Annotated in this window: 22 protein-coding genes and 2 tRNA genes; 14 read left to right on the plus strand and 10 right to left on the minus strand. The window is 71.2% G+C overall.

Features of this window, described 5'->3' with window-relative positions:
- The first annotated feature begins 158 nt into the window (after positions 1 to 158).
- A complete protein-coding gene (locus ABZT12_RS36335; protein WP_356393169.1) occupies positions 159 to 368 on the plus strand; it encodes a hypothetical protein in 210 nt (69 codons plus the stop codon).
- A gap of 227 nt (positions 369 to 595) precedes the next feature.
- Here the strand turns inward: ABZT12_RS36335 and ABZT12_RS36340 are convergent, their stop codons facing one another.
- Both ABZT12_RS36340 and ABZT12_RS36345 read right to left on the minus strand, forming a co-directional pair.
- A complete protein-coding gene (locus ABZT12_RS36340; protein WP_356393172.1) occupies positions 596 to 1,954 on the minus strand; it encodes an AarF/ABC1/UbiB kinase family protein in 1,359 nt (452 codons plus the stop codon).
- Positions 1,947 to 3,173 carry a TOMM precursor leader peptide-binding protein gene (locus ABZT12_RS36345; RefSeq protein WP_356393175.1) on the minus strand — a complete coding sequence of 409 codons (1,227 nt, stop codon included), beginning with the start codon at positions 3,171 to 3,173 and terminating at the stop codon, positions 1,947 to 1,949. The genes ABZT12_RS36340 and ABZT12_RS36345 overlap by 8 nt, the downstream gene beginning before the upstream one ends.
- A gap of 257 nt (positions 3,174 to 3,430) precedes the next feature.
- Between ABZT12_RS36345 and ABZT12_RS36350 the strand changes: the two genes are divergently transcribed.
- The 4 genes from ABZT12_RS36350 to ABZT12_RS36365 all read left to right on the plus strand — a co-directional run bounded on the left by ABZT12_RS36350 (position 3,431) and on the right by ABZT12_RS36365 (position 7,307).
- Positions 3,431 to 4,027, plus strand: coding sequence for a M48 family metallopeptidase (locus ABZT12_RS36350; protein WP_356393178.1), 597 nt, complete (start codon positions 3,431 to 3,433; stop codon positions 4,025 to 4,027).
- 136 nt (positions 4,028 to 4,163) lie between these two features.
- Positions 4,164 to 5,843 carry a TerD family protein gene (locus ABZT12_RS36355; protein ID WP_356393181.1) on the plus strand — a complete coding sequence of 560 codons (1,680 nt, stop codon included), beginning with the start codon at positions 4,164 to 4,166 and terminating at the stop codon, positions 5,841 to 5,843.
- 11 nt (positions 5,844 to 5,854) lie between these two features.
- Positions 5,855 to 6,535 (plus strand): AIM24 family protein, encoded by a 681-nt coding sequence (locus ABZT12_RS36360; protein ID WP_356393184.1) that lies wholly within the window; start codon positions 5,855 to 5,857, stop codon positions 6,533 to 6,535.
- Positions 6,536 to 6,551: 16 nt separating this feature from the next.
- Positions 6,552 to 7,307, plus strand: coding sequence for an AIM24 family protein (locus tag ABZT12_RS36365; protein ID WP_356393187.1), 756 nt, complete (start codon positions 6,552 to 6,554; stop codon positions 7,305 to 7,307).
- 76 nt (positions 7,308 to 7,383) lie between these two features.
- On the opposite strand, the gene ABZT12_RS36370 is transcribed toward ABZT12_RS36365, so the two are convergent.
- A complete protein-coding gene (locus ABZT12_RS36370) occupies positions 7,384 to 7,905 on the minus strand; it encodes an NUDIX hydrolase (protein WP_356393190.1) in 522 nt (173 codons plus the stop codon).
- Positions 7,902 to 9,386, minus strand: coding sequence for a zinc-dependent metalloprotease (locus ABZT12_RS36375; protein WP_356393192.1), 1,485 nt, complete (start codon positions 9,384 to 9,386; stop codon positions 7,902 to 7,904). The genes ABZT12_RS36370 and ABZT12_RS36375 overlap by 4 nt, the downstream gene beginning before the upstream one ends.
- A gap of 192 nt (positions 9,387 to 9,578) precedes the next feature.
- Here ABZT12_RS36375 and ABZT12_RS36380 point away from each other — a divergent pair, with 192 nt between their 5' ends.
- The 4 genes from ABZT12_RS36380 to ABZT12_RS36395 all read left to right on the plus strand — a co-directional run bounded on the left by ABZT12_RS36380 (position 9,579) and on the right by ABZT12_RS36395 (position 12,726).
- On the plus strand, positions 9,579 to 10,691 hold the full coding sequence (locus ABZT12_RS36380) for an SDR family oxidoreductase (RefSeq protein ID WP_356393194.1): 1,113 nt from the start codon (positions 9,579 to 9,581) through the stop codon (positions 10,689 to 10,691).
- A 113-nt stretch (positions 10,692 to 10,804) separates the two neighbouring features.
- Positions 10,805 to 11,266 (plus strand): molybdenum cofactor biosynthesis protein MoaE, encoded by a 462-nt coding sequence (locus ABZT12_RS36385; RefSeq protein ID WP_356393197.1) that lies wholly within the window; start codon positions 10,805 to 10,807, stop codon positions 11,264 to 11,266.
- Positions 11,267 to 11,410: 144 nt separating this feature from the next.
- Positions 11,411 to 11,575, plus strand: coding sequence for a hypothetical protein (locus ABZT12_RS36390; RefSeq protein ID WP_356393200.1), 165 nt, complete (start codon positions 11,411 to 11,413; stop codon positions 11,573 to 11,575).
- A gap of 53 nt (positions 11,576 to 11,628) precedes the next feature.
- A complete protein-coding gene (locus ABZT12_RS36395) occupies positions 11,629 to 12,726 on the plus strand; it encodes a PDZ domain-containing protein (RefSeq protein ID WP_356393203.1) in 1,098 nt (365 codons plus the stop codon).
- 86 nt (positions 12,727 to 12,812) lie between these two features.
- On the opposite strand, the gene ABZT12_RS36400 is transcribed toward ABZT12_RS36395, so the two are convergent.
- Positions 12,813 to 13,355: a PPA1309 family protein gene (locus ABZT12_RS36400; RefSeq protein ID WP_356393206.1), complete on the minus strand. Its 543-nt coding sequence runs from the start codon at positions 13,353 to 13,355 to the stop codon at positions 12,813 to 12,815.
- A 175-nt stretch (positions 13,356 to 13,530) separates the two neighbouring features.
- Between ABZT12_RS36400 and ABZT12_RS36405 the strand changes: the two genes are divergently transcribed.
- From ABZT12_RS36405 to ABZT12_RS36420, 4 genes are all read left to right on the plus strand, one after another.
- Positions 13,531 to 16,476 carry a UPF0182 family protein gene (locus ABZT12_RS36405; protein WP_356393249.1) on the plus strand — a complete coding sequence of 982 codons (2,946 nt, stop codon included), beginning with the start codon at positions 13,531 to 13,533 and terminating at the stop codon, positions 16,474 to 16,476.
- Between the two features lie 52 nt (positions 16,477 to 16,528).
- Positions 16,529 to 16,602, plus strand: a tRNA-Met gene (locus tag ABZT12_RS36410).
- A gap of 205 nt (positions 16,603 to 16,807) precedes the next feature.
- Positions 16,808 to 18,619 carry a sel1 repeat family protein gene (locus ABZT12_RS36415; protein WP_356393208.1) on the plus strand — a complete coding sequence of 604 codons (1,812 nt, stop codon included), beginning with the start codon at positions 16,808 to 16,810 and terminating at the stop codon, positions 18,617 to 18,619.
- A gap of 71 nt (positions 18,620 to 18,690) precedes the next feature.
- Positions 18,691 to 18,764, plus strand: a tRNA-Met gene (locus tag ABZT12_RS36420).
- Positions 18,765 to 18,945: 181 nt separating this feature from the next.
- Here ABZT12_RS36420 and ABZT12_RS36425 read toward each other — a convergent pair.
- From ABZT12_RS36425 to hisN, 3 genes are all read right to left on the minus strand, one after another.
- On the minus strand, positions 18,946 to 19,362 hold the full coding sequence (locus tag ABZT12_RS36425; protein ID WP_356393211.1) for a Fur family transcriptional regulator: 417 nt from the start codon (positions 19,360 to 19,362) through the stop codon (positions 18,946 to 18,948).
- Positions 19,363 to 19,468: 106 nt separating this feature from the next.
- Positions 19,469 to 19,861 (minus strand): CBS domain-containing protein, encoded by a 393-nt coding sequence (locus ABZT12_RS36430; RefSeq protein WP_356393214.1) that lies wholly within the window; start codon positions 19,859 to 19,861, stop codon positions 19,469 to 19,471.
- Positions 19,862 to 20,027: 166 nt separating this feature from the next.
- Complete coding sequence (gene hisN / locus ABZT12_RS36435; protein ID WP_356393217.1) at positions 20,028 to 20,828, minus strand: histidinol-phosphatase; 801 nt, start codon at positions 20,826 to 20,828, stop codon at positions 20,028 to 20,030.
- A 157-nt stretch (positions 20,829 to 20,985) separates the two neighbouring features.
- On the opposite strand from hisN, the gene ABZT12_RS36440 reads away from it, so the two are divergent.
- Positions 20,986 to 21,597, plus strand: a complete 612-nt coding sequence (locus ABZT12_RS36440; RefSeq protein ID WP_356393219.1) for a TetR/AcrR family transcriptional regulator — start codon at positions 20,986 to 20,988, stop codon at positions 21,595 to 21,597.
- A gap of 50 nt (positions 21,598 to 21,647) precedes the next feature.
- Here ABZT12_RS36440 and ABZT12_RS36445 read toward each other — a convergent pair whose 3' ends face one another.
- Entirely contained in the window at positions 21,648 to 21,971 is a 324-nt protein-coding gene (locus ABZT12_RS36445) for a multidrug efflux SMR transporter (RefSeq protein WP_356393221.1), read from the minus strand.
- 76 nt (positions 21,972 to 22,047) lie between these two features.
- Entirely contained in the window at positions 22,048 to 23,058 is a 1,011-nt protein-coding gene (gene rsgA / locus ABZT12_RS36450) for a ribosome small subunit-dependent GTPase A (protein WP_356393223.1), read from the minus strand.
- Positions 23,059 to 23,068 lie beyond the last annotated feature (10 nt).

Below are 23,068 nucleotides of genomic sequence, written 5' to 3' on the forward strand. Positions count from 1 at the left end.
GCGTTTCGGCGGCGAGCAGTACGGGCGCCGACGCGCCGTCGGGGTCGACGAGGTAGGCCGAGAGGCCGGCGGCGGGCCGGGCCGAGGGCGCCGAACGGACCGACCCCCGCGGTGCGTTGTGTCCGCCGATCGGTACGGCGCGGAGTTATCGTCGCCAGGTGACGAGTCTTCCCGAAGGCTGTGACGACAGCGCCTCCGCCGCAGAGCGGCGGCCCCTCACGTGCGCCCGCTGCGGCACCCGGGCCGAAGACCCACAGCCCACCTGGACCTGCTCTATGGAGAACGGGACCCGCCACTACCTCTGCGACAACTGCTCGCGGGAGAACTTGCGGGCGATCGAGGGGCGGTTGGACCCGACTTGGTGGTGAGGTCGCGTCACTGGGGCCCCTCCCCCCCCGCCCCCTCCCCCCTCCCACCCCTACTTCCCGAGCTGCAGCCAGCTCAGGCCCACCCCACCCCACCCCACTGCACCCCACCCCGCTCACCGAAGCCAGCCCCAAGGCCACCCCGGCTCCCCGCCTACACCCCGCCCGCGCCTGGCCCCGCTCACCCCAAGCTGCCTCACCCCGCCTTACCGCCTGACCTGCCTGCCCCCTCAAGCCCCCGCCGCAGCCTCCTCCGGCTCCTCGCCGAAGCCTGGCAGCCACTCCTCCAGTTCCCCGCGCAGTCGTACCGTCGCCCCCAGCTGACACAGGACACCGATTGTGCTCAATGTCACTCGGTGTATCAGGAGGTACGCGGGGGGCAGGTTGAGCTGCTTGCCGAGTTGGTGGGCGGGGGAGCGGGGATCGGCGACCCGGGCGGCCTGGCTGCGCATCCAGCCGCGGGTGAAGGTGAACTCGTCGAGCTGGGCCGGTTCGATGATCGGCACGAGGTAGTCGAGGACGGCGTCGGGGTCGAGCTCTATCGACTCCCTGACGAAGCCCTCCGTGCGGAGGAGGTCGTAGACCCCTTCGGCGTCGCCGTCGAGGGTCATGCGGAGGGAGTCGCCGATGGGGGTGGGCAGGCCGCCCGGGAGCCGGTCGACGGTGCCGAAGTCCAGGACGCCCAGGCGCCAGTCGCCCTTGCCGTCCGGGTCGGGCGGCAGCAGGCGGAAGTTGCCGGGGTGCGGGTCGGCGTGGAGGAGGCCGGTGCGGGCCGGGCCGGAGAAGAGGAAGCGGGCCAGCAGTTGGCCTGCCCGGTCGCGCTGCTCCTGGGTGCCGTCGGCGATCACCTCGGACAGGGGAACGCCGTCGATCCACTCGGTGACCAGGATCTGTTCACACTGGTGGACCACCGCGGGCACCACGACGTCCGGGTCGTCGGCGAACTCCTCGGCGTGGACCCCCTGGGCCTCTGCCTCCAGGCCGTAGTCGAGCTCCTCGGAGACCCGGTCGCGGAGTTCGGTGATGAGGGGCTTGATGTCCATCCCGGGGATGAGGGGGCCCAGGAGGCGCGCGAACCGGCTCAGCTGGGTCAGGTCGGAGAGGAGGGCCTCGCCCGCGCCCGGGTACTGGACCTTGACCGCCACTTCGCGGCCGTCGTGCCACACGGCCCGGTGCACCTGGCCGATCGAGGCCGCCGCCGCGGGCTTGTCGTCGAACTTCAGGAACAGCTCGCGCCAGTCCGCGCCGAGCCGCTCCTCAAGCACACCGTGCATGGTGCGCGTCGGCATCGGCGGTGCCGCTTCCTGGAGCTTCGTCAGTGCCGCGCGGTAGGGGCCTGCGACCTCCTCGGGCAGCGCCGACTCGAAGACGGACAGGGCCTGCCCGAACTTCATCGCGCCGCCCTTCAGCTCGCCGAGCACCTTGAACAGTTGCTCGGCGGTGCGCTGCTGGAGCTCGCGGCCGACCAGGTCAGCGGACTCGCCGACGATCCGTTTGCCCAGCCCCCAGGTCGCTCTCCCGGCGAATCCGAGCGGGAGCGCAGCGAGCTTGGCGGTACGGGTGACCGCCTTGCGGGGAAGATCAGACATGCGCCCTCCAAGTCCCGGCCGGCCGCGCCGAGTCTGCCTTACGACGCGACTTCCTCGACGGCCGGTCCTCAGCCATTGTCGCGCGTGGCTCCCCATCCTTTGAGATGTGTTCTCCCATGGCTTTCTCCGTACTTTTCTCCGCGGCCCCGCATGGGCAGGCCGAGTGCGCCCCGACCGGGCGCGCATGCCAGTCCAGAGCGGGCAGCGCCACCTCCCAGCGTGCGCCCGCGCTGGTCGGTGTCCGTCCGTCGAGGAAGCTGAGTGCGTGCGCCGCCGCCAGTCCGGCGACCGTGGTGGCGAGGGCCAGGTCGCAGGGCCGTACCCGGGGCTGCTTCCCGGAGCGCCACTGCGCGACCAGCCGGGGCCAGACAGGGTCCCGGTCGGTGCGGGCCTCGTGCAGACAGCCCGCGCAGGCCGTCTCGCCCGGCAGGACGAGCGGGCCGACGACACCTGTGCCCTCCACCACACCCGCGTACAGATGAGGGGTGCCGGAGGCGATCAGGGGTTCCGCGGTGACGGGGTCGGGCGCGTGGACCGCGACGTCGTCTCGTGGGGCGATGATCACGAGGGCGAAGCCCGGGTCGGGTTCGTCGGTCCTGGTGCGGGGCGTACGGCGCGGCGGGCGGTCCGGCGTGGCCCGCCGTACGGCTCGACGGGCGGTGTCGTCCCTGCGGTCGCCGATCGCTTCAACGGGCAGGCCGCCCGGCGCCACGTCCCACGGTTCGACGCACCCCGTGTCACGGATGTCGACCTCACCGATGCCGGCCCCCGACAGCAGCGCGGCGAGTACCGCGCCCACCCGGCCCGCGCCCCGTACCTGCACCCGCAGCGTACGGCGGGCCGCCAGGCGGCCCATGGCCTCCCCGGGTTCGCCCGTGACGAGGGAGAGGGACGCGAGGTCCGGGCGCAGCCGGTCGAGGGTGTCCTTCTTGGCGCGCAGGGCGTCGGCCGCGGGTCCGCCGCCTTTCGCGTCGTCGAGGAGGCCCGCGTTGGTCAGCCGTGCCACCAGTTGGTCGACGTGGTCTCCGGGCAGATCCATGCGCGGGCCCTCCTGGCGCAGCAGCGGCAGCCCCCGGGTGCCGTTCAGCAGGTCGAGGAAGCTGCCCGTCGCGGTGTCCATCGGGCCCAGCGTCATCGCGTGCGCCGGTGTCATGCCGAACTGCACGGTGTTGAGGTCGCGCCAGCCGCGCCGGAGCGCGGGTTTCACCATCGGATGCATCGCAGGCCCCCGTAGCCCTTGGAAGAACGCTTCGGAACAACGTCGTCGGAACGTCCTTGCCGGGACGTCTCCGTGTGGTCGGTGGAGCGGCGGTCGCTCCGCCATCGGGGACAGCTTGCCGGGCGGGGGCGGTGGGCGTCGAAAGTTGTCCACAGGCTGTGGGGATTCGTCGTACGAATCCAGCGCATGGTGGGGGATCGACACCGAACCGTCCCGGAGTCGGGACTTCACGTGTGCGCAGCGGGTAACGTCGGGGCGTGCCCGCCGACCCACTGCACCGCGCCGGAAAACCACAGCGCAGTACGACGAGCCAGCCGCCCAGCGGCCCGGTGGCGAGTGCGATCGAAGTTCGCAGGAGTGCGCGTCGGCGCAGGACTGTCTCCGCGTATCGAGAGGGCGATCGCACCATCGTGCTCATCCCCGCCCGGATGTCCGAGGCGGAGGAGCAGCGCTGGGTCACCGTCATGCTCGACAAGCTGGCCGCGCAGGAGAGCAAACGGGTCCTCGGCGACACCGAGCTGACGGAGCGGGCCGAGCGGCTCTCGGCGCAGTACTTCGACGGCCGGGCCCGCCCCGACTCCGTACGCTGGGTGACCAACCAGAACACCCGCTGGGGCTCGTGCACACCCGCGGAGGGCAGCATCCGCCTCTCGCACCGGTTGCAGGGCATGCCGGAGTACGTCGTCGACTACGTGCTCCTGCACGAGCTGGCGCACCTGCTCGTGCCGGGACACGGGCCGCGTTTTTGGCGGCTGCTGGAGACTTATCCGCGGACCGAGCGCGCCAAGGGCTACCTCGAAGGGGTGGTCGCGGCCGAACGGCTGCCCCATTCGCCGGGCGTCGCCGAGGAGTGACGGCTCGCGCGCGAGGGCCGCGCCCGGCGCCGGACGGGTTTGTGTACCGGGTCTGTACCGACTTCCTTCGGTGTCGGAGTTTGCCGTTAGCCTGGCGCGACGCAATCGCATTCCGGATGGGGGACGGTCGTTACGCATGGCCAGGGAATTCCAACGCGGCCACAAGGCCAGGATCAGTGACCTCACCGCGGGCACCGATCTGTACGTAGGCGTGCAGATCACCGGCCCCGGGCTGACGTTCGACATCAGTTGCTTCGGCCTGGACGCCGAGGAGCGGCTCTCGGACGACCGTTACTTCATCTTCTTCAACCAGCCGAAGTCCCCCGAGGGGTCCGTCCAGCTGCTCGGTCCGCAGGCGGGGGACGCGGAGTCCTTCCGGGTCACGCTCGACCGGATCCCGCCGCAGATCCACAAGCTGGCGTTCACCGCGACGCTCGACGGCGCCGGGCAGATGTCGCAGATCGCCCCCGGGTACGTGCGGATCGTCGCGGGTGGCGAGGAGGTGGCCCGCTACTCGTTCACTGGTGCGGAGTTCACCACCGAGCGGGCCGTGATGCTCGGCGACTTCTACCTGAAGGACGTCTGGCGGTTCGCGGCCGTGGGGCAGGGCTTCGACGGGGGACTGGAGGCACTGCTGAAGAACTTCGGCGGCGAGGTCCTCGAAGAGGAGACCCCCGCTCCGCAGCAGCCGCAGGCGGGTGCCGGCCTCGGCTTCGCCCCGCCCGCCTTCGGCGCCCCCGCGGCCCCGGCACCCGCCCCCGCGCAGCCCGCGTCCCAGGGGTTTGCGACCCCGCCGGGAGCCACTCCGCCCCCCGCGCCGGCGCCCTCTGTGCACGCCGCGCCGACGATCATCGCGCCCCTGACCCCGCCCGGGTCCGGCACGGTGCCGCCCCCGGCCCCCGCGCCCGCTCCCTTCGGCCAGCCTCCGTACGGTCAGCAGGCCCCGGGGCAGGCGCCGCCTCCGCCGCCCGGCTACCCGCAGCCACCGGCACCCCCCGCGCCGGGCCCACCGCCCGGTTACGGCCAGCCGGCCCCGCCTCCGGGCTACGGACAGCCGCCCGCCCCGCCCGGGTACGGCCAGCAGCCGCCGGCGTTCGGCCAGGTCCCGGGCCAGTCGGCCGGGTACGGGGTGCCCCAGGGCTCGCCCCAGGGCGGCGCCGGAGTGTCGGCCGCGCTCCAGAAGTTCAAGGAGACGCCCACCGGACAGCGCTGGACGCAGCAGAACAAGAAGCTCGTCCGTGTCGACCTCGGCATCGGTGGCCAGCCCGTCCTGGCCCGCCAGGGCAGCATGGTGCTCTACCAGGGCAAGGTCGACTTCGGCTACAAGGGAGCCGGCTTCGCGGGCCGGATCGTGGGCAACGCCACCGGCCAGGAGATGCAGCTGATGCGCTGCACCGGGCAGGGCCAGGTGTTTCTCGCCGAGAACTCCACCAATCTGCACCCGGTCGAACTCCAGGGCGACGCGATCTGCGTCTCCGCCGAGAACGTCCTCGCCTTCGACGAGTCCCTCCAGTACGAGGTCCGGCGTGTCGAAGGACACGGCATCCCCGGGGGAGCCCTTTTCACGATGCAGTTCCAGGGCACCGGCACGATCGTCGTCAAGACGCACGGCGAGCCCGTCGTCCTGCCGGTCACACCGACCACCTTCGCCGACTGCAACGCGGTCGTCGCCTGGTCGGCGGCCTCCCAGGTGATCGTCTCCAGCCAGGTGCGGATGCGGCGCAACGCCTATCCGGGCGACACCGGGGAGAGCGTCAACCTGCAGTTCCGCGGCGCGCCCGGCAATTTCATCGTCGTCCAGCCGTACGAGGTCTGAGGGAGCCCGTCATGAACCAGCCGCTCGCGGGCTACGCTCCCGCACCCGTTACCGCCCGCATGGAGAACCACGGCAACAACATGCTCAAGGTCGCCATGCAGACCGGCAGCGACCTCTTCGCGCGCGTGGGCTCGATGGTCGCCTACGAGGGCTTCGTCCAGTACGAGCCCAACCCGCCGGCCGTCCGCCAGATCGCCCGTGACTGGATGACCGGTGAGGGCGCCCCGCTGATGAAGTGCTCCGGTGACGGACTGCTCTACCTCGCCGACTACGGGGCGGACGTCGTCGTGATCAACCTCAACGGGGACGGCATTTCCGTCAACGCCACCAATCTGCTCGCCTTCGACGCGCATCTGACCTGGGGGGTGGAGCGCGTCAAGGGGCTGGCGAAGTTCGCCGGGCAGGGCCTGTGGAACACCAAGATCTCCGGCCAGGGCTGGGTCGCGCTGACCTCCCGGGGCAAGCCGATCGTCGTCGACTGCGGCGGCGGCGATGACGAGACGTACGTCGACCCGGACGCGCTCGTCGCCTGGTCCCCGAACCTCAAGGTGAAGGGCAAGCGCAGCTTCAAGGCGCAGTCGCTGATCGGCCGCGGCAGCGGCGAGGCCTACCAGATGGCCTTCTCCGGGCAGGGCATCGTCGTCGTCCAGCCCAGCGAGGACAGCACCGACCGCCTCCGGTTCCGGGGCTGAGGGGGAACACCACACCATGCAGAGCCCGCTTTTCTCCTTCAACGACTCGCAGTCCCAGGACCGCTACAGCCTGCAGAACAAGCAGATGCTGCGCGTCCTGCTGGCCGGCCAGGACGACATCCTCGCCCGTAAGGGCACCATGGTCGCCTACCAGGGGCTCGTCGAGTTCGACGCCGAGTACCAGAGCGGCAACCAGCAGCGCGCCCGCGCCTACACCGGCGAGGGCCTCAACCTGATGCGCTGCCACGGCCAGGGCACCGTCTTCCTCGCCAACCTCGCCCAGCACATCCATGTGGTCGAGGTGGAACAGGAGGGGCTGACCGTCGACAGCGCCTACGTCCTGGCGATGGACTCCTCGCTGCACCACGAGGTCATCGCCGTCGACAGCCAGTACGGGATCTCCGGCTCGGGGAAGTACCAGCTCAACATCAGCGGGCGCGGCCAGGTCGCCCTGATGACGTCGGGCGCGCCCCTGATGATGCAGGTCACCCCCGACAAGTATGTCAACTGCGACGCCGACGCGATCGTCGCCTGGTCGACGGGTCTGCGGGTGCAGATGCAGGCACAGACGCACACCAGCGGGGTCTGGCGCCGGCGCGGCAACACGGGTGAGGGCTGGGAGCTGAGCTTCATGGGCAGCGGCTACGCCCTCGTCCAGCCCAGTGAGCTGCTGCCGCCGCAGCACGCGGCGATCGGACAGGGCGTCGCCGCGCAGTTCGGCATGGGGCAGCAAGGGGTGCACGCACAGAACCAGGGCAACGCCTGGAGCTGAGCGCCCGGTAAGCCGACGTAAGGGGCGCCCGCAAGTGCGGGCGCCCCTTGCGCGTGCGGAGCCTGCCGCGGCCCGTTCAGAGCCGGGCGCGCGCCGCCTCCAGCAGGCGTACCACCGACTTGTCCGCCACGGCCGCCACCTCGTCGTAGTCGAACCAGCGCAGGTCGAGCGACTCGTCGCTGATCCGTTGCACGGCGCCGGACGGTGCCACGGCCGCGTACTGGACGTCGAAGTGCCAGTGGCAGGGCGGCGGAATCGGATGCCGGTCCAGCCGCACCGGGCCGCCCGGAAGCAGCGACAGGCCGGTGATGCCGGACTCCTCCGTCGCCTCGCGCAGCGCCGCCGCCGCGAGGGTGGTGTCCCGCGGTTCGCAGTGGCCGCCCATCTGGAGCCACATCCGCAGCTTCTTGTGCAGGGTCAGCAGGACCCGGCCGCGCTCGGGATCGACCACCAGGGCGCTCGCCGTCACATGCCCGGCGTGGCACGACTTCCACATGCCGTCCGGGTGGGCGGCGAGATGGTCGAGGTAGGCGCCGCGCAGCGCTTCCTGTTCCCCGTGGTTCTTGAGTACGAGGACCGCGTCGTCGTACAGGCTCACTCGGCGCCGTCGCCCTTTTCCTCGTCCTTCCCCTCGCCCTTCTTCTGGCGCTTCCCGTCGTCCTTCGCGTCGTTCTTGGTCAGGTCGGGCGGGCCGTCGGAGCCGCTCGCCGCCTCGCCGAGCATCTTGTCCAGCTCGGAGAAGTCGAGCTGCTCGCGGTGGACGAAACCGTCCGGGTCGTCCAGGTCCGTGGCGGTCGGCAGCATGTCCGGGTGGGCCCACAGCCCGTCCCGGCCGTCGACGCCGCGAGCGTCCGTGAGCGAGGCCCACAGCCGCGAGGCATCCCGCAGCCGGCGCGGACGCAGTTCCAGGCCGATCAGTGTGGCGAAGGTCTGCTCGGCCGGACCGCCGGTGGCGCGGCGCCTGCGCAGCGTCTCGCGCAGGGCGTCAGCAGAGGTCAGACGCGGTTTCGCGGCCGCGTGCACCACCGCGTCCACCCAGCCCTCGACGAGCGCCAGCGCCGTCTCCAGCCGCGCCAGGGCGGCCTTCTGCTCCGGCGTGTCCTCCGGCTGGAACATGCCCTGCTGAAGGGCGTCCTGGAGCTGCTCCGGGTTCTGCGGGTCGAACTGGCCGACCACGTCCTCCAGCTTGGCGGTGTCGACCTTGATGCCGCGCGCGTACCCGTCGACCGCGCCGAACAGATGCGAGCGCAGCCACGGCACATGAGCGAAGAGACGCTGGTGGGCGGCCTCGCGCAGGGCGAGATAGAGCCGCACCTCCTCCTGCGGGACGCTCAGGTCCTCGCCGAACGCCTCGACGTTCAGCGGCAGCAGCGCCGCCTTGCCGACCGGTCCGAGCGGCAGGCCGATGTCGGTCGAGCCGACGACCTCGCCCGCGAGCACGCCCACGGCCTGCCCGATCTGGGTGCCGAACATGGCGCCGCCCATCGAGCGCATCATGCCGATCAGCGGGCCCGCCATAGCCTGCATCTCCTCCGGCAGGACATCGCCCATGGCCGCGCCGACCCGCTCGGCGACCGGATCGACCAGCTCCTTCCAGGCAGGCAGGGTCGCCTCGACCCACTCCGCGCGGCTCCACGCCACCGCCGATCCGGCCCCGGACGGCAGCGACGTCGCGTCGTCCAGCCAGAGATCGGCGAGCCGTACGGCCTCCTCGACCGCGCCACGCTCGGCGGGGCCGACGCTCGCGTCCTTCGTGCCGTCCGACGTGCCCTGGGAGACCGTCTGGCGGGCGATCTGCTTGGCCATGTCCCAGTTCACCGGCCCGCCCTCGTAGGAGAGCATCTGGCCCAGCTGCTGGAACGCCGCGCCCAGATCGGTGGGGTTCAGGGAACCGAACATGGCGGCCAGCGGATTGTCCGCGCCGGGGCCGCCAAAGCCTCCGGCGCCGGGCAGGTCGCCGAAACCGAACGGGTTGGCCGGTCCCTGACCACCACCGCTCTCCTGGTCCTTCTTCTTGCCCTCGTCGCCGTTCTCCGGCTCCTCCGGCGGAAGGCCGAATCCGAATGGGGTGTCACTCACGGGATTCCTCGGCTGGTTAGGCCGCCGGTTGTCGCCGACGGCGGGACTGCCCTACAACACCACCCAGCGTAGACACCCGGGGCCGTACGGGCCTCGGTGCTCCGCCGACTGTCGTCCTGCGGCAGGATGGACGCCACCTGGTACGAACGCCTCACTCGCGCCCGTACTGAAGACAACCGCTGGAGACGCCCGGTGAGTTCCCCAGATCCGCAGGTTCGCGCAGCGCGAAACCACTCAACCACTCCCGCCGTGCGCGGGCCCGTCGTCGCGGTCACCGGCGCCGCGTCCGGCGTGGGCGCCCTGCTCACCGAGCGGCTCGCCGCCTCGGAGGAGATCAAGCAGGTCATCGCGATCGACGAGCGGCGCGGGGAGTGCGCGGCGGCGCAGTGGCACATCCTCGACGTACGGGATCCGGCCATCGCGGAGAAGCTGCGCGGCGCGGACGCCGTCGTCCACCTGGCGCTCGACCTGGACCTGGAGACGGACCCGGCCGCCCGTACGGCGTACAACGTGCGGGGGACGCAGACCGTGCTGACCGCGGCGGCGGCCGCCGGGGTCCACCGGGTCGTCCTGTGCACCTCGACGATGGTCTACGGGGCGCTGCCGGACAACGAACTGCCCCTCGCCGAGGACGCCGAGCTGCGGGCCACGGCCGAGGCGACCGGCGTCGGCGACCTCCTGGAGGTGGAGCGGCTCGGGCGGCGCGCACCCCGCGCGCACCCCGGGCTCAACGTCACCGTCGTACGCCCCGCCGTGCTGGTGGGCGGCACCGACACGGCCCTGACGAGGTACTTCGAGTCGCCCCGGCTGCTGGTGGTGGCCGGGTCCCGGCCCGCCTGGCAGTTCTGTCACGTAGAGGACCTGTGCAGCGCTCTGGAGTACGCCGTCCTGGAGACGGTCGAAGGGGAACTGGCCGTCGGTTGCGAGGGATGGCTGGAGCAGGAGGAGGTCGAGGAGCTCAGCGGAATCCGGCGGATGGAGCTGCCGTCCGCGGTCGCGCTGGGCGCGGCGGCCCGGCTGCACCGGATCGGGCTGACCCCCTCTCCGGCGGGTGACCTGGCCTACACGATGTACCCCTGGGTGGTGAGCGGGAGCCGGCTGTACGACGCGGGATGGCGCCCGCGCTGGACCAACGAGGAGGTCCTCGCGGAGCTGCTGGCGGAGGTCGCCGGACGGCACACGGTCGCCGGGCGGCGGCTGGGCCGCAAGGACGCGACGGCGGCGGGCGCGGCGGGCGCGACGGTGGCGCTGCTCGGCGCGGCGGCGGTCGTGCGCCGCGCGCGCAAGGCACGGCGGCGCATCTGAACGCGCTCCCACGCGCGCGTGCGGCGTCCGTACGAGGCTCCGGCGCGGGTACGCGCGCGTGCCTGACGAAAGCGGCATGCCGGGTTGTCGGCGGGGTGGGGCACGATGGAGTCATGGCATCCACGAACGACCACCCCGGTGAACTGGCCGCGCAGAATCCCGTCAAGCTGATCGGGATCCGGGAGACCGCGCTCTCCGTGGACGAGGTGTTCCGGGCGGTCGGGGACGACGCCGCGGGAGGGACCGCGCTGTTCGTGGGGACCGTGCGCAACCACGACGGCGGCGCCGACGTCGACGGGCTCGGCTACTCGTGCCATCCGAGCGCCGAGGACGAGCTGCGGCGGATCGCCGAGAAGGTCGCCGCGGAGTACCCGGTGCGGGCGCTGGCCGCAGTCCACCGGGTGGGGGAACTCGCCGTCGGTGATCTCGCCGTGGTCGTCGCGGTGTCCTGCCCGCACCGGGGCGAGGCCTTCGAGGCGTGCCGCAGGCTGATAGACGACCTCAAGCACGAGGTGCCGATCTGGAAGCACCAGTCGTTCTCGGACGGGACCGAGGGCTGGGTCGGCGCCTGCTGACCCGTACTCACCGCCTTCTCACCCCGCCCGCGCCCGCCCGTTCTCCGGTTGCGTAACCACACCCCCGGCGTGAGCGTTGTCAGTGCGGAGGATTAATCTGCTGATCAGTCAGTTGTGGTCGCGCACCAGGGTCGGGAGGTCGAGATGGCGGCACTCGCCTGGTTGCTGATTCCGCTCGTGGCCGCGGTCGGGGCAGGTCTGTGGGGCACCTGGGCCAACCGCACCCGCAAAGTGCGCGGGGACGGGCCGGAACTCGACGGTTATGCCCGCTTCCGCGAGGCCATGGAGAAGTCCCACTCCGGCATGTGAGCGGAACGCGGCCCTGACGGTGCGCTGACAGAGGCGTCCCGTACTGTCATGCCATGCCACGCCGCACCGCGACGATGCTCGCCTCCACCCTGATGCTGATCGCGCTCCTGTGCGCTGGAGTGTTCATCACAGTGCCCTACGCGGAGATGTCACCGGGACCGACGGTGAACACGCTCGGGGACCACGACGGCGAGCCGGTGCTGCAGATCGCGGGCCGCAAGACCTACCCGGCGACCGGTCATCTGAACATGACCACCGTCCGGGTGACGCGGGCCAACTACAACATGAACCTCGTCGAGGCCGTCTACGGCTGGCTGGCACACGACAGCAAGGTCGTCCCGCACGACACGCTCTACCCCGAGGGCACCACGGAGGAGCAGTCCACCCAGGAGAACGCCGAGGAGTTCAGCCAGTCCCAGGAGAGCGCCAAGGTCGCCGCCCTGGACCAGCTGGGTGTGCCGGTGAAGTCCTGGGTGATCGTCTCGACGGTCCTCAAGAGCTCCCCGGCCGAGGGCAGGCTGCACGCCGGTGACGTGATCAAGGCGGTCGACGGTACGGCGGTGAAGCAGCCCGCCGATGTCGCGAGACTGGTGACGAAGCACAAGCCCGGCCAGGACGTCGTCTTCACGGTGGTGCCCGTCAAGGAGCAGGCCGCAGCGGAGAAGGCGCACAGGACGGCGACCGCCACGAAGGACGTGAAGATCACCACCGCGGCCTCCGACGACAGCGGCGCGAAGCGCGCCATCGTCGGGATCTCGGCCGGCACCGACCACACGTTCCCCTTCAGCATCGACATCAAGCTCGCCGACGTCGGAGGCCCGAGCGCGGGTCTGATGTTCGCGCTCGGCATCTACGACAAGCTCACCCCGGGCGACCTGACCGGCGGCAAGTTCGTGGCCGGCACCGGCACGATCGACGACGACGGCAAGGTCGGCCCGATCGGCGGTATCGAGATGAAGACGGTCGGCGCCCGGGACAAGGGCGCCCAGTACTTCCTGACCCCGGCCGACAACTGCGAGGCCGCCGCCAAGGACACCCCCGGAGGCCTGACGCTCGTCAAGGTGAAGACGATCGACGACGCGATCGGCGCCCTCAAGCTGATCAGCGGCGGCAGGACCGCCGACCTGCCGAAGTGCACCACCAAGGGCTGACGACTTCGCACCGGTACGTCGACGGGGGCGCCCCAGGCACGAGGGGCGCCCCCGTCGACGTAGAAGAAGGGCGGGTCCGGTCGGGGTCAGTCTTCGAAGGTGGCCGACAGGGCCTCCGCGAGGCCCGGGACCAGTTTGCCGCCGGTGAGGACCTCCGCGGGGGAGTCCTTCTCGCGCAGCCGCAGGGCCGAGTCGCGGCTGCCGTCGCGCAGGACCGCGACCGTCATCCGCACCTCCTGGCGGTCCGGGTGCTGGGCGACCCACTTGGTGAGCTGCTTGTCGTTCAGCCCGTCGGGGACGGCCGCCTCGGCGGACGGCGGGAGCATCAGCCGCTCCACGGTGAGCGCGCAGCCGACCACGGCGTCGGGCCACGCGATGGTGGCGAGGAAGTCGTCGAGCGGTTTGCCGGCCGGGATCTCCTCCTGTTCGACCGGCGTGAGACCGGTGGGCCCGGACTCTTCCTTCAGGCCCAGCTGGGCCGCGAGAGAGGGTTCCTGGGCCCGCAGACGCGCGGTGTCGACCAGGGCGAAGAGGCGAGCGGGCTGGTCCCAGCCGAGGCCGGCGGCGTACTCGTCGATCTCCAGTACGGCCCGGGTGAGGGGGTTCGCTGCCATGGGAGTGTTGGACATGGTCACAATCCTGCCTCGTTCATGGCCGGAATCGGGAACCGAGTAAGCGGTGAGTAAGTTGCATAGGTGTGGCCCCACGATCACGCGGGGCCACCGACGGCCCGTGACACCGCGGACCTGACGCAACGACAGCGAACCAACAGCGAACTTCGAGGTGCGCACCTTGGCTTTCCAGATGCCGGACCGCGGCGGAGGCCCGACGGGGCCGCGGATCAGAGTGGGCCGCCCCTCCCGGCGTGCCCGGACCCTGCTCATGACCCTCGGCGTCCTCGCCGTGCTGGGCATGGCGTTCACCATGTTCGCGGGCTTCTGGACGGACTGGCTCTGGTACCGGTCGGTGCATTACTCGTCCGTGTTCACCACCACCCTGTGGACGAAGGTGGGGCTCTTCTTCGTCTTCGGCCTGCTGATGGCGGCCGCGGTCGGGGTGAACATCTGGCTGGCGCACCGGCTGCGCCCGCCGCTGAGTGCCATGTCGATGGAGCAGCAGAGCCTCGACCGCTACCGGATGGGCATCGCGCCCTACAAGAGGTGGCTGCTGCTCGCGGTCACCGCGCTGGTGGGCCTCATCGCGGGGGCCTCCGCGTCGAGCCAGTGGCGGACCTGGCTGATGTGGGTCAACGGGGTGCCGTTCCACCAGCAGGACCCGCAGTTCCATCTCGACGTCTCCTTCTACGCGTTCGACCTCCCCTGGTACCGCTTCCTGCTGGGCTTCGGCTTCGCGGCCGCGATCCTCTCCGTGATCGCCGCCGCGCTGACCCACTACCTGTACGGCGGGCTGCGCGTCACCAGTCCGGGCGCGCGCGCCACCGCCGCGGCCACCGGCCATCTGTCGGTACTGCTCGGTGTCTTCGTCGCCCTGAAGGCGGTCGCCTACTGGCTCGACCGGTACGGACTCGCCGTCAAATCAAGCGACTTCAAGGCGACCGGCGACTGGACGGGCCTGCGCTACGTCGACGCGAACGCCTATCTGCCCGCCAAGACGATCCTGTTCTGTATCGCCGTCATCTGCGCGCTGCTGTTCTTCGCCACCCTGTGGCGGCGCACCTGGCAGCTGCCCGTCATCGGCTTCGGCCTGATGGTGCTGTCGGCGATCCTCATCGGCGGTCTCTACCCGGCGATCGTGCAGAAGTTCCAGGTCCAGCCGAACGAGCAGGCCAAGGAAGCGCCGTACGTCCAGAAGAACCTGAAGGCGACCCGGGAGGCGTACGGCATCGACGACGCCAAGGTCACCGAGTACGCGGGGAAGAGCACGACCACGGACAAGACCAAGCTCCGGGACGACGTGGACGCCACGGCGAGCATCCGGATCATGGACCCGAACATCGCCTCGCCCACGTTCCAGCAGCTCCAACAGATGCGGAACTACTACGCGTTCCCGACCAATTTGGATGTCGACCGGTACAACACGGGCGGCACGGGCGGCGCAGGCGGCAAGGATCAGGACACGGTCATCGGTCTGCGGGAGCTGAACCTCAACGGCATCCCGAAGAACAACTGGATCAACGACCACTTCCGCTACACCCACGGCTACGGCGTCGTCGCGGCCAAGGGCACCGAGGCCGACTCGGGGGGCCGCCCGGTCTTCACCGAGTCCGACCTGCCCTCCACGGGCGACCTCGGCACGTACGAGCAGCAGGTCTACTACGGCGAGAAGACCACCACGTACTCGATCGTCGGCGGTCCCCAGAAGGAGATCGACTACTCCGACGACAACGGCGAGAAGACCACCAGCTATCAGGGCAAGAGCGGGGTCAGTCTCTCCAGTCCGGTCAACCGGGCCGCGTACGCGCTGGCGTTCAACGAGCCGCAGATCCTCTACTCCGGTGCCATCGGGGAGGGTTCGCGGATCCTGTACAACCGCACGCCCAAGGAGCGCGTCGAGGCGGTCGCGCCCTGGCTGACCATCGACGGTGACGCCTATCCGGCAGTGGTCAACCACCGGATCCAGTGGATCGTCGACGCGTACACGACGTCCAACGGATATCCGTACGCCTCGCGGACGACCCTCGGCGACACCACGGCCGACTCGCTGACCGCGACCAACAACTCGCGTGCGGTGGTGGCCCAGCAGAACCAGGTCAACTACATCCGCAACTCGGTGAAGGCGACCGTCGACGCGTACACCGGGCAGGTCAAGCTCTACCAGTGGGACACCGAGGACCCGGTCCTGAAGACCTGGATGAAGGCCTTCCCCGGCACGGTCCACCCCAAGGGCGACATCTCGGCCGACCTGATGGCCCATCTCCGGTACCCGCAGGACCTGTTCAAGGTCCAGCGGGAACTGCTCACCCGCTACCACGTGAAGGACGCGCAGACGTTCCTCAGCGGCAGCGAGGTGTGGCAGGTCCCGGACGACCCGACCAACAAGTCGGGCAACGCGGTGCCGCCGTACTACCTGAGCATGAAGATGCCGGACCAGTCCGCGCAGGCGTTCTCGCTGACGACGACGTTCACCCCGAACGGGCGGGACAACCTCAGCGCCTTCATGGCGGTCGACTCCGAGGCCGGCACCAGTGACTACGGCAAGATCAGAATCCTGAAACTGCCGACCAGTACGACCGTCGGCGGACCCAAACAGGTACAGAGCGCCTTCAACTCGGAACAGGACATCGCCGAGTCGATCAAACTCCTCAAGGGCGGCGACTCCGACATCGAGTACGGCAACCTGCTGACGGTCCCGCTCGACGGCGGACTGCTGTACGTGGAACCCGTCTACGTACGCGGCGGCGGCCTCAAGTACCCGCTGTTGCGCAAGGTGTTGGTGGCCTACGGCGGCAAGACGGCCTTCGAGAACACGCTCGACGCGGCGCTGAACAAGGTGTTCGGGGCGGCGGGTACGACGGGGACGACGCCGCCGGACGAGACCACCACTCCACCGACATCGGCGAACCCGACGGTCCAACAGGCCCTGACCGACGCCCAGAAGGCCTTCGACGCCGGCCAACAGGCCCTGAAGAAGGGCGACTGGCAGGCGTACGGGCAGGCGCAGAAGGATCTCCAGGCCGCGTTGAAGCAGGCGGAGAGCGCGCAGGACGAGGCCAAGAAGAGCGGCGGCAAGAACAGCGACAAGACCGCCACTCCGAGCAGTAGTCCGAGCAGCGGCTCCGGGAGCGGCTGATCAGCAGGTGAAATGCTCGCCTCGCGCCGTGATACGGTTGTGAACACAACGGCGCGGGGTGGAGCAGCTCGGTAGCTCGCTGGGCTCATAACCCAGAGGTCGCAGGTTCAAATCCTGTCCCCGCTACTGATCGCGAAGGCCCGGATCCTTTTCAGGATCCGGGCCTTCGCGCTGTGCGCACGTACGTACCGGGTGCCTTGCGGCCGTGGAGCCGGGGGGAGTTGGTGAAATCGTGTTTGACGTGTCTCTCTGTGGGCAAGTCGACAAAACGCTGAAGTGACCTTCCTGGCTGCGGTATACCAGGTGTACCCGGGCTGCAGGTGGTGCGACGATGGACGTTATGGGGGACAAGGCAACTCTGTTGGATACAGGGCGTTTTGTGCAGCCTTCCGACCGGGACGAAACCGGCGAGGCCGCCGAGGAGGCGCGTACCCGGCTCGCCGCCCAGGCCGGCGACGTCGAGGCGGCGAGCGTCCTCGGAGCCATGCTGCTGCGCCGCGGCGATCTCGACGGAGCCGAGCCCCTGCTGCGTGCCGCCACCGCCGAGGGCGACCGGGCCGCGGCCAACAACCTGGGTGTCCTGCTGCACCAGCGCGGCTACGCCGACGAGGCCGCCGGCTGGTGGCGTATCGCCGCCGTCGCCGGTTCGGCCGCCGCCGCGCACGCCCTCGGCCGCCACCACCGCGAGCGCGGCGACGAGCCCGCCGCCGAGTACTGGCTGCGCCAGTCCGCCGAACAGGGCCACGCACTGGGCGCCTACGCCCTCGCCGACCTGCTGGAACACCGCGGGGACGCTACGGCCGGACAGTGGCTGCGCGCCGCCGCCGAGCGGGGACACCGGGAAGCCGCGTACCGGCTCGCGCGCGCGCTGGACCGGAGGACGGCCGACGACGCCGTACCGGAGGTCGGCGGGGACAACGCGGTCGACCACGCGGCGGGCGAGGAGGCCGAGCAGTGGTACCGGCAGGCCGCAGCGCGCGGGCACCGCCGCGCCGCGCTGCACCTCGGGGCGATCCTGGAGCGGCGCGGCCGGCTCCGGGAGGCCGGGCGCTGGTACCTGACCTCCGCCAAGGACGGGGAGGCCCGGGCCGCCTGCGCGCTCGGCTTCCTGCTGCGCGACGCCGGTGACACCGAGAGCGCCGCCGTGTGGTGGCTGCGCGCCGCCCAGGACGGCGACGGCAACGCGGCCAACGCGCTGGGCGCCCTGCACGCCGAGCGCGGCGAGACCCAGACCGCCGAGCGTTGGTACCGCGCGGCCATGGACGCCGGCGATGTGAACGGCGCGTACAACCTCGCGCTGCTCTGCGCCGAGCAGGCGCGCACCGCGCAGGCCGAGCAGTGGTACCGGCGCGCCGCCTACGCCGGGCACCGCGAGGCGGCGAACGCGCTCGCCGTCCTGCTGCTGCAGAACGGCGACGCGCCGGGCGCCGAGCCGTGGTTCTCCAAGGCCGCGGAGGCCGGCAGCGTGGACGCCGCGTTCAACCTGGGCATCCTCTTCGCCGGCCGGGGCGAGGAGGAGGTCGCGCTGCGCTGGTACGAGCGTGCCGCCGCCGCCGGCCACACCGAGGCGGCGCTCCAGGTCGGCATCGCCCGGCTGCGGGACGGGGACGAGTTGGAGGCCGAGCGGCATCTGCGGTGCGCGGCCGGCGGCGGGAGCGCCGAGGCGGCGTACCGGCTGGCCGCGGTGCTCGACGCGCGGCGGCCCCAGGCGCCCGCGCACGAACTGGGCGAGCACACGCACGAGAAGACCGAGTGCGAGGAGTGGTACGAGCGGGCGGCCACGCAGGGGCACCGGCGCGCGCAGGTGCGGGTGGGCATGCTCGCCGCGGCGCGCGGTGACGTGGTCGAGGCGGCCCGGTGGTACCGGTCGGCGGCCGAGGCCGGGTCCCGCAACGGGGCGTTCAACCTCGGACTGCTGCTGGCCCGGGAGGGGAGCGAGCCGGAGGCCGCGGTGTGGTGGACGCGGGCCGCGGACGCGGGGCACGGCCGGGCTGCGCTGCGGCTGGCGCTCGTCTACGCGCGGCGCGGGGAGCTGCGCGAGGGCCAGCGGTGGGCGGACCGGGCGGTGGCCCTGGGCCCCGGCGAGGTCTCCGAGCGGGCGGCCCGGCTGCGGGACGCGCTGCGCGAGGAGTTGTCGGCGTGAGGCCGCGCTGACCTGCGCGGACAAAGGATTTGCTTCTCTCCGCGTCTCTCCCGTAGTGTTGCGTTCATCGACGCGGGGTGGAGCAGCTCGGTAGCTCGCTGGGCTCATAACCCAGAGGTCGCAGGTTCAAATCCTGTCCCCGCTACTGAAGGCCTGGGGCCGGAATCCAGAGAGTGGATTCCGGCCCCGGCTTTTTTCGTGCGAGTCGTGCGGGTGCCGGGGCTTCCCGGGAGGCGCTTCGCGGATACGGCGGACTCGACGGGGTCTGCGTACTCGACGGGTTCTGATTTTCCGGCGGCCTCAGCGGGCTTGCCGGCTCAGCGGGCTTACGCCGACGCGCAGTTGGGGCAGAGGCCGCGGTAGGTCACCTCGACGTCCGAGACCGTGAAGCCGAAGCGCTCGGAGTCGGGGAGGTCGGCCAGGGGGTTGCCGCCCGGATGGACGTCACGGATCTGACCGCACTGGGCGCAGACCAGGTGGTGGTGGGGCCGGTGCGCGTTCGGGTCGTAGCGCTTGGCCCGCTTGTCCGTGGAGACTTCGAGGACCTCGCCGAGGGAGACCAGCTCGCCCAGCGTGTTGTAGACGGTCGCCCGGGAGATCTCGGGGAGCCTGACGACGGCACGCGAGTGCACCTCGTCGGCCGTGAGATGGACGTGGTCGCCGTTGAGCACCTCGGCCACGACACGTCGCTGTGCGGTCATCCGCCAGCCGCGTCCGCGCAGTCGCTCCAGTAGGTCACTCATGCGGTTCAGCCTAACAGTCGGAGGACCGAAACCCGAAGAGGTGTGACTTTGGAGCTTGGCTCGATCTGGAACTCGTCCAAGTGCGGGCGACCGGATTCGGGCGCTCTCAGACGGGCACCTGCTGCTGTGCGGGTGCCCAGCAGCGGATGATGTCGCGGACCGAGACGATGCCGGCCGGCTCGTCGCGGTCGAGGACGATGAGATGGCGGAAACCGCCGTGGGCCATCGCCCGGGCCGCCTCCTCCAGAGTCCACGCCGGGGCGGCGAAGACGACGTCGGTGGTGGTGTGGGCGTGGGCGGGTTCGGTGTCCGGGTTCTGGCCGAGGCCGAGGGAGTTGAGGACGTCCCGCTCGGTGAGGATGCCGATGCCGCCCGCGTCCGGATCGAGGACCACGGCCGCGCCGACCCGGCGGGCGGACATCAGGGCGGCTGCCTGGCGGAGGGTGTGGGCGGGGCCGATGGTGAGGATTACCGTGCTCATGGCGTCGCGGACGAGCATGGGATGGAGCCACCTCCTACGGAGCCCGCGGCGCCCACGGGCCGGTCGGCCCGCCGGTGCGCGGATTCACAAGTTCACAAGTGGGGGAGTCCCAGAGTCGCAGGCAAAGCGAGGGTCAACAAGGGGGCGCGTGCGGCCGGTTCGGGGCGCGCGGGAGTGCCTCGTCCTAGTAGCGCTGGTTGAGATAGCCCAGGAACTCGTCGTGCAGCACGCCGTTGGACGCGGCCGCGTTGCCGCTGTGCGGGCCCGGGCGGCCGTCGAGGCCCGTGAAGGTGCCGCCGGCCTCCGTGACGATGATCGCGTTCGCCGCCATGTCCCAGAGCGACAGCTCGGGTTCCGCGCAGAGGTCGACCGAGCCCTCGGCGACCATCATGTAGGGCCAGAAGTCGCCGTACGCGCGCGTGCGCCACACCTCGCGGGTCAGGTCGAGGAAGCCGCCCAGGCGCCCCTGGTCGTCCCAGCCGGTGAGCGAGGAGTACGCGAAGGAGGCGTCCGACAGCCTGGAGACGCCGGAGACCTTCAGCCGGGAGGCCGAGGTGAGGCTGCGGCCGGTGAAGGCGCCGTGGTCCTGCGCGGCCCACCAGCGGCGGCCGAGCGCGGGCGCGGAGACCACGCCGACGACGGGCCGGAACCCGCCCTCCGCCGCCTCCATCAGGGAGATGAGCGTGGCCCAGACAGGCACCCCGCGCACGTAGTTCTTCGTCCCGTCGATCGGGTCGATCACCCAGCGGCGGGGACCGGTGCCCTCGATGCCGTACTCCTCGCCGAGGACCGCGTCGCGCGGCCGGGCGCGCTGGAGATGGCCGCGGATCAGTTCCTCGGCCGCCTTGTCCGCCTCGCTCACCGGCGTCATGTCCGGCTTGGTCTCCACCTTGAGGTCGAGCGCCTTGAACCGTGACATCGTCGCGGCGTCCGCGGCGTCCGCGAGCACGTGGGCAAGACGCAGGTCATCGAGATAGTCGGCCATGCGTGAACCGTATCTTCAGAGGTCCGCGCCGGGCTACCACCGGGGTGACCGGGCGCGCGTGCGGGGCCGCGGGCGCCCCCCGGTGTCGTCGCGAACCCTTGACAGTGCATCCGCACGCGTCAAACCTGGGCGCAGAGCCGCTCGCCCCGGGAGGCGAATGATGCCTGCAGCGCGGGAATCCCTGCTGGACGCCGCCTACGCGGCCTTGGCACGCCGGTCGTGGTCCACCGTGCGGATGGTGGACGTGGCCGTCGCGGCGGGGGTGTCCCGGCAGACCCTCTACAACGAGTTCGGCAGCAAGGAGGGGCTCGCCCGGGCCCTGGTCAGACGGGAGGCCGACGGCTATCTCGGCGGCGTGGAGCGGGCCCTCGCCACCCATACCGGCGCCCGCGAGCGGCTCACCGCGACCGCCGAGTGGACCGCGTCGGCGGCCCGGGAGAACGCGCTCGTACGCGCCCTGCTCACCGGCTGCTGGAGCGAGCGGCTGCCCTCGCCGACGCTCTCCGCGGTGCCGTCGTCCTCCGCGGTTCCCGCGCAGCGCCGGGCCGACGGTCCGCTGCCCTCGCCCGCCGACCTGGTCGCGATCGTCCGCGACCGGGCCGTCGGCGCGCTCTCCGCCTACGACGCGGGCACCCCGGACACCGCGGACCTCGCCCGCCGCTGCGAACTCGTTGTCCGGCTCGCGCTGTCCTGCGTGGCGGCCCCGCCGGGCGAGGGCGGCATCGGCGGGCTCGTGCGCAGCGCGCTCCTCCCGGCGGCGGCCTTCTGAGGCCGGCGTGCCCGCACCGACGACGGCAGGTCCGGTCCGGGCGTCGGAGGTCAGTGCGCGGAACCGGACAGCTGGAGCCCGATCACGCCGATGATGACGAGGCTGATCGAGACGATCTTCAACGTGGAGACCAGGTCGCCGAGGAAGACCATGCCGTAGATCGTGGTGCCCGCCGCGCCGATGCCGGTCCACACCGCGTAGGCGGGGCCGACGTCGAGTTTCCGCAGGGAGAGGGTGAGCAGGCCGAAGCTGCCCAGCGCGAACGCGCAGAACGCCACCGTGGGCCACAGCCGGGTGAAGCCGTGGGACAGCTTCAGGCCCACGGCGAAGCCGGTTTCGAGCATTCCGGCCACGACCACCAGCAGCCACGCCATGTGCTGTCCTCCCGTATGTCCGGCTCGGTGCGATTATGCACTTACCGCACTCGACTCCCGGCGAACAACGCCGTACTCAGTCGCCCTCGGTCCGTTCGCGGGTCGCCAGCAGCCGGCGCAGCGAGTACAGCCGGGCGGGGTCGGCGTGTCCGTCGGCCACCCACTGGTCCAGTGCGCAGTCCGGCTCGTCGTGGCTGCACGCGCGCGGGCAGCCGGCCGTGCCGGGCTCCAGATCGGGGAAGGCCTTGATGACCCGGGACGGGTCCACGTGGTGCAGACCGAAGGAGCGCAGGCCAGGCGTGTCGATGACCCAGCCGGAGTCGCCGGGCAGCGGGATCGCCCGCGCCGACGTCGTGGTGTGCCGGCCGCGCCCGGTGACCGCGTTGACGATCCCGGTGCTGCGCCGCCGCTCCACCGCGACCAGCGCGTTGACGAGGGTCGTCTTGCCGACGCCGGAGTGCCCGACGAACGCCGTGACCTTGCCGTCCAGTTGCTTGCGCACCCGCTCCACCGCGGCGCCGCTCTCCAGCTCCTCCCGGCTCGTCACCACGTAGGGGACGCCCAACGCGCCGTACGCCTCCAGGAGTTGATCGGGGGACGCCAGGTCCGACTTGGTCAGGACGAGGAGTGGTTCGAGGCCGCCGTCGTACGCCGCGACCAGGCAGCGGTCGATGAGACGCGGGCGCGGCTCGGGGTCGGCGAGGGCGGTGACGACCGCGAGCTGGTCGGCGTTGGCGACGACCACCCGCTCGTAGGGATCGTCGTCGTCGGCCGTGCGGCGCAGTACCGAGGTGCGCGGTTCGATGCGGACGATACGGGCGAGGGTGTCCTTCTCGCCCGACAGGTCGCCGACGATGGCCACGCGGTCGCCGACCACCGCGGCCTTGCGGCCCAGCTCGCGGGCCTTCATGGCCATCACGAGCCGGTCGTCGACCAGACAGGTCAGACGCCCCCGGTCCACGGTGACGACCAGGCCCCCGACCGCCTCCTCGTGCTTGGGGCGGATGTTCGTCCGCGGCCGGTTGCCCTTGCGGTTGGGGCGCTGGCGGATGTCGTCCTCGTCGGTGTGCTTGCTGTAGCGGCGCATGGCGAAGTCC

The sequence above is a fragment of the Streptomyces sp. NPDC005423 genome (assembly GCF_040606415.1).
Lineage (GTDB): Bacteria > Actinomycetota > Actinomycetes > Streptomycetales > Streptomycetaceae > Streptomyces.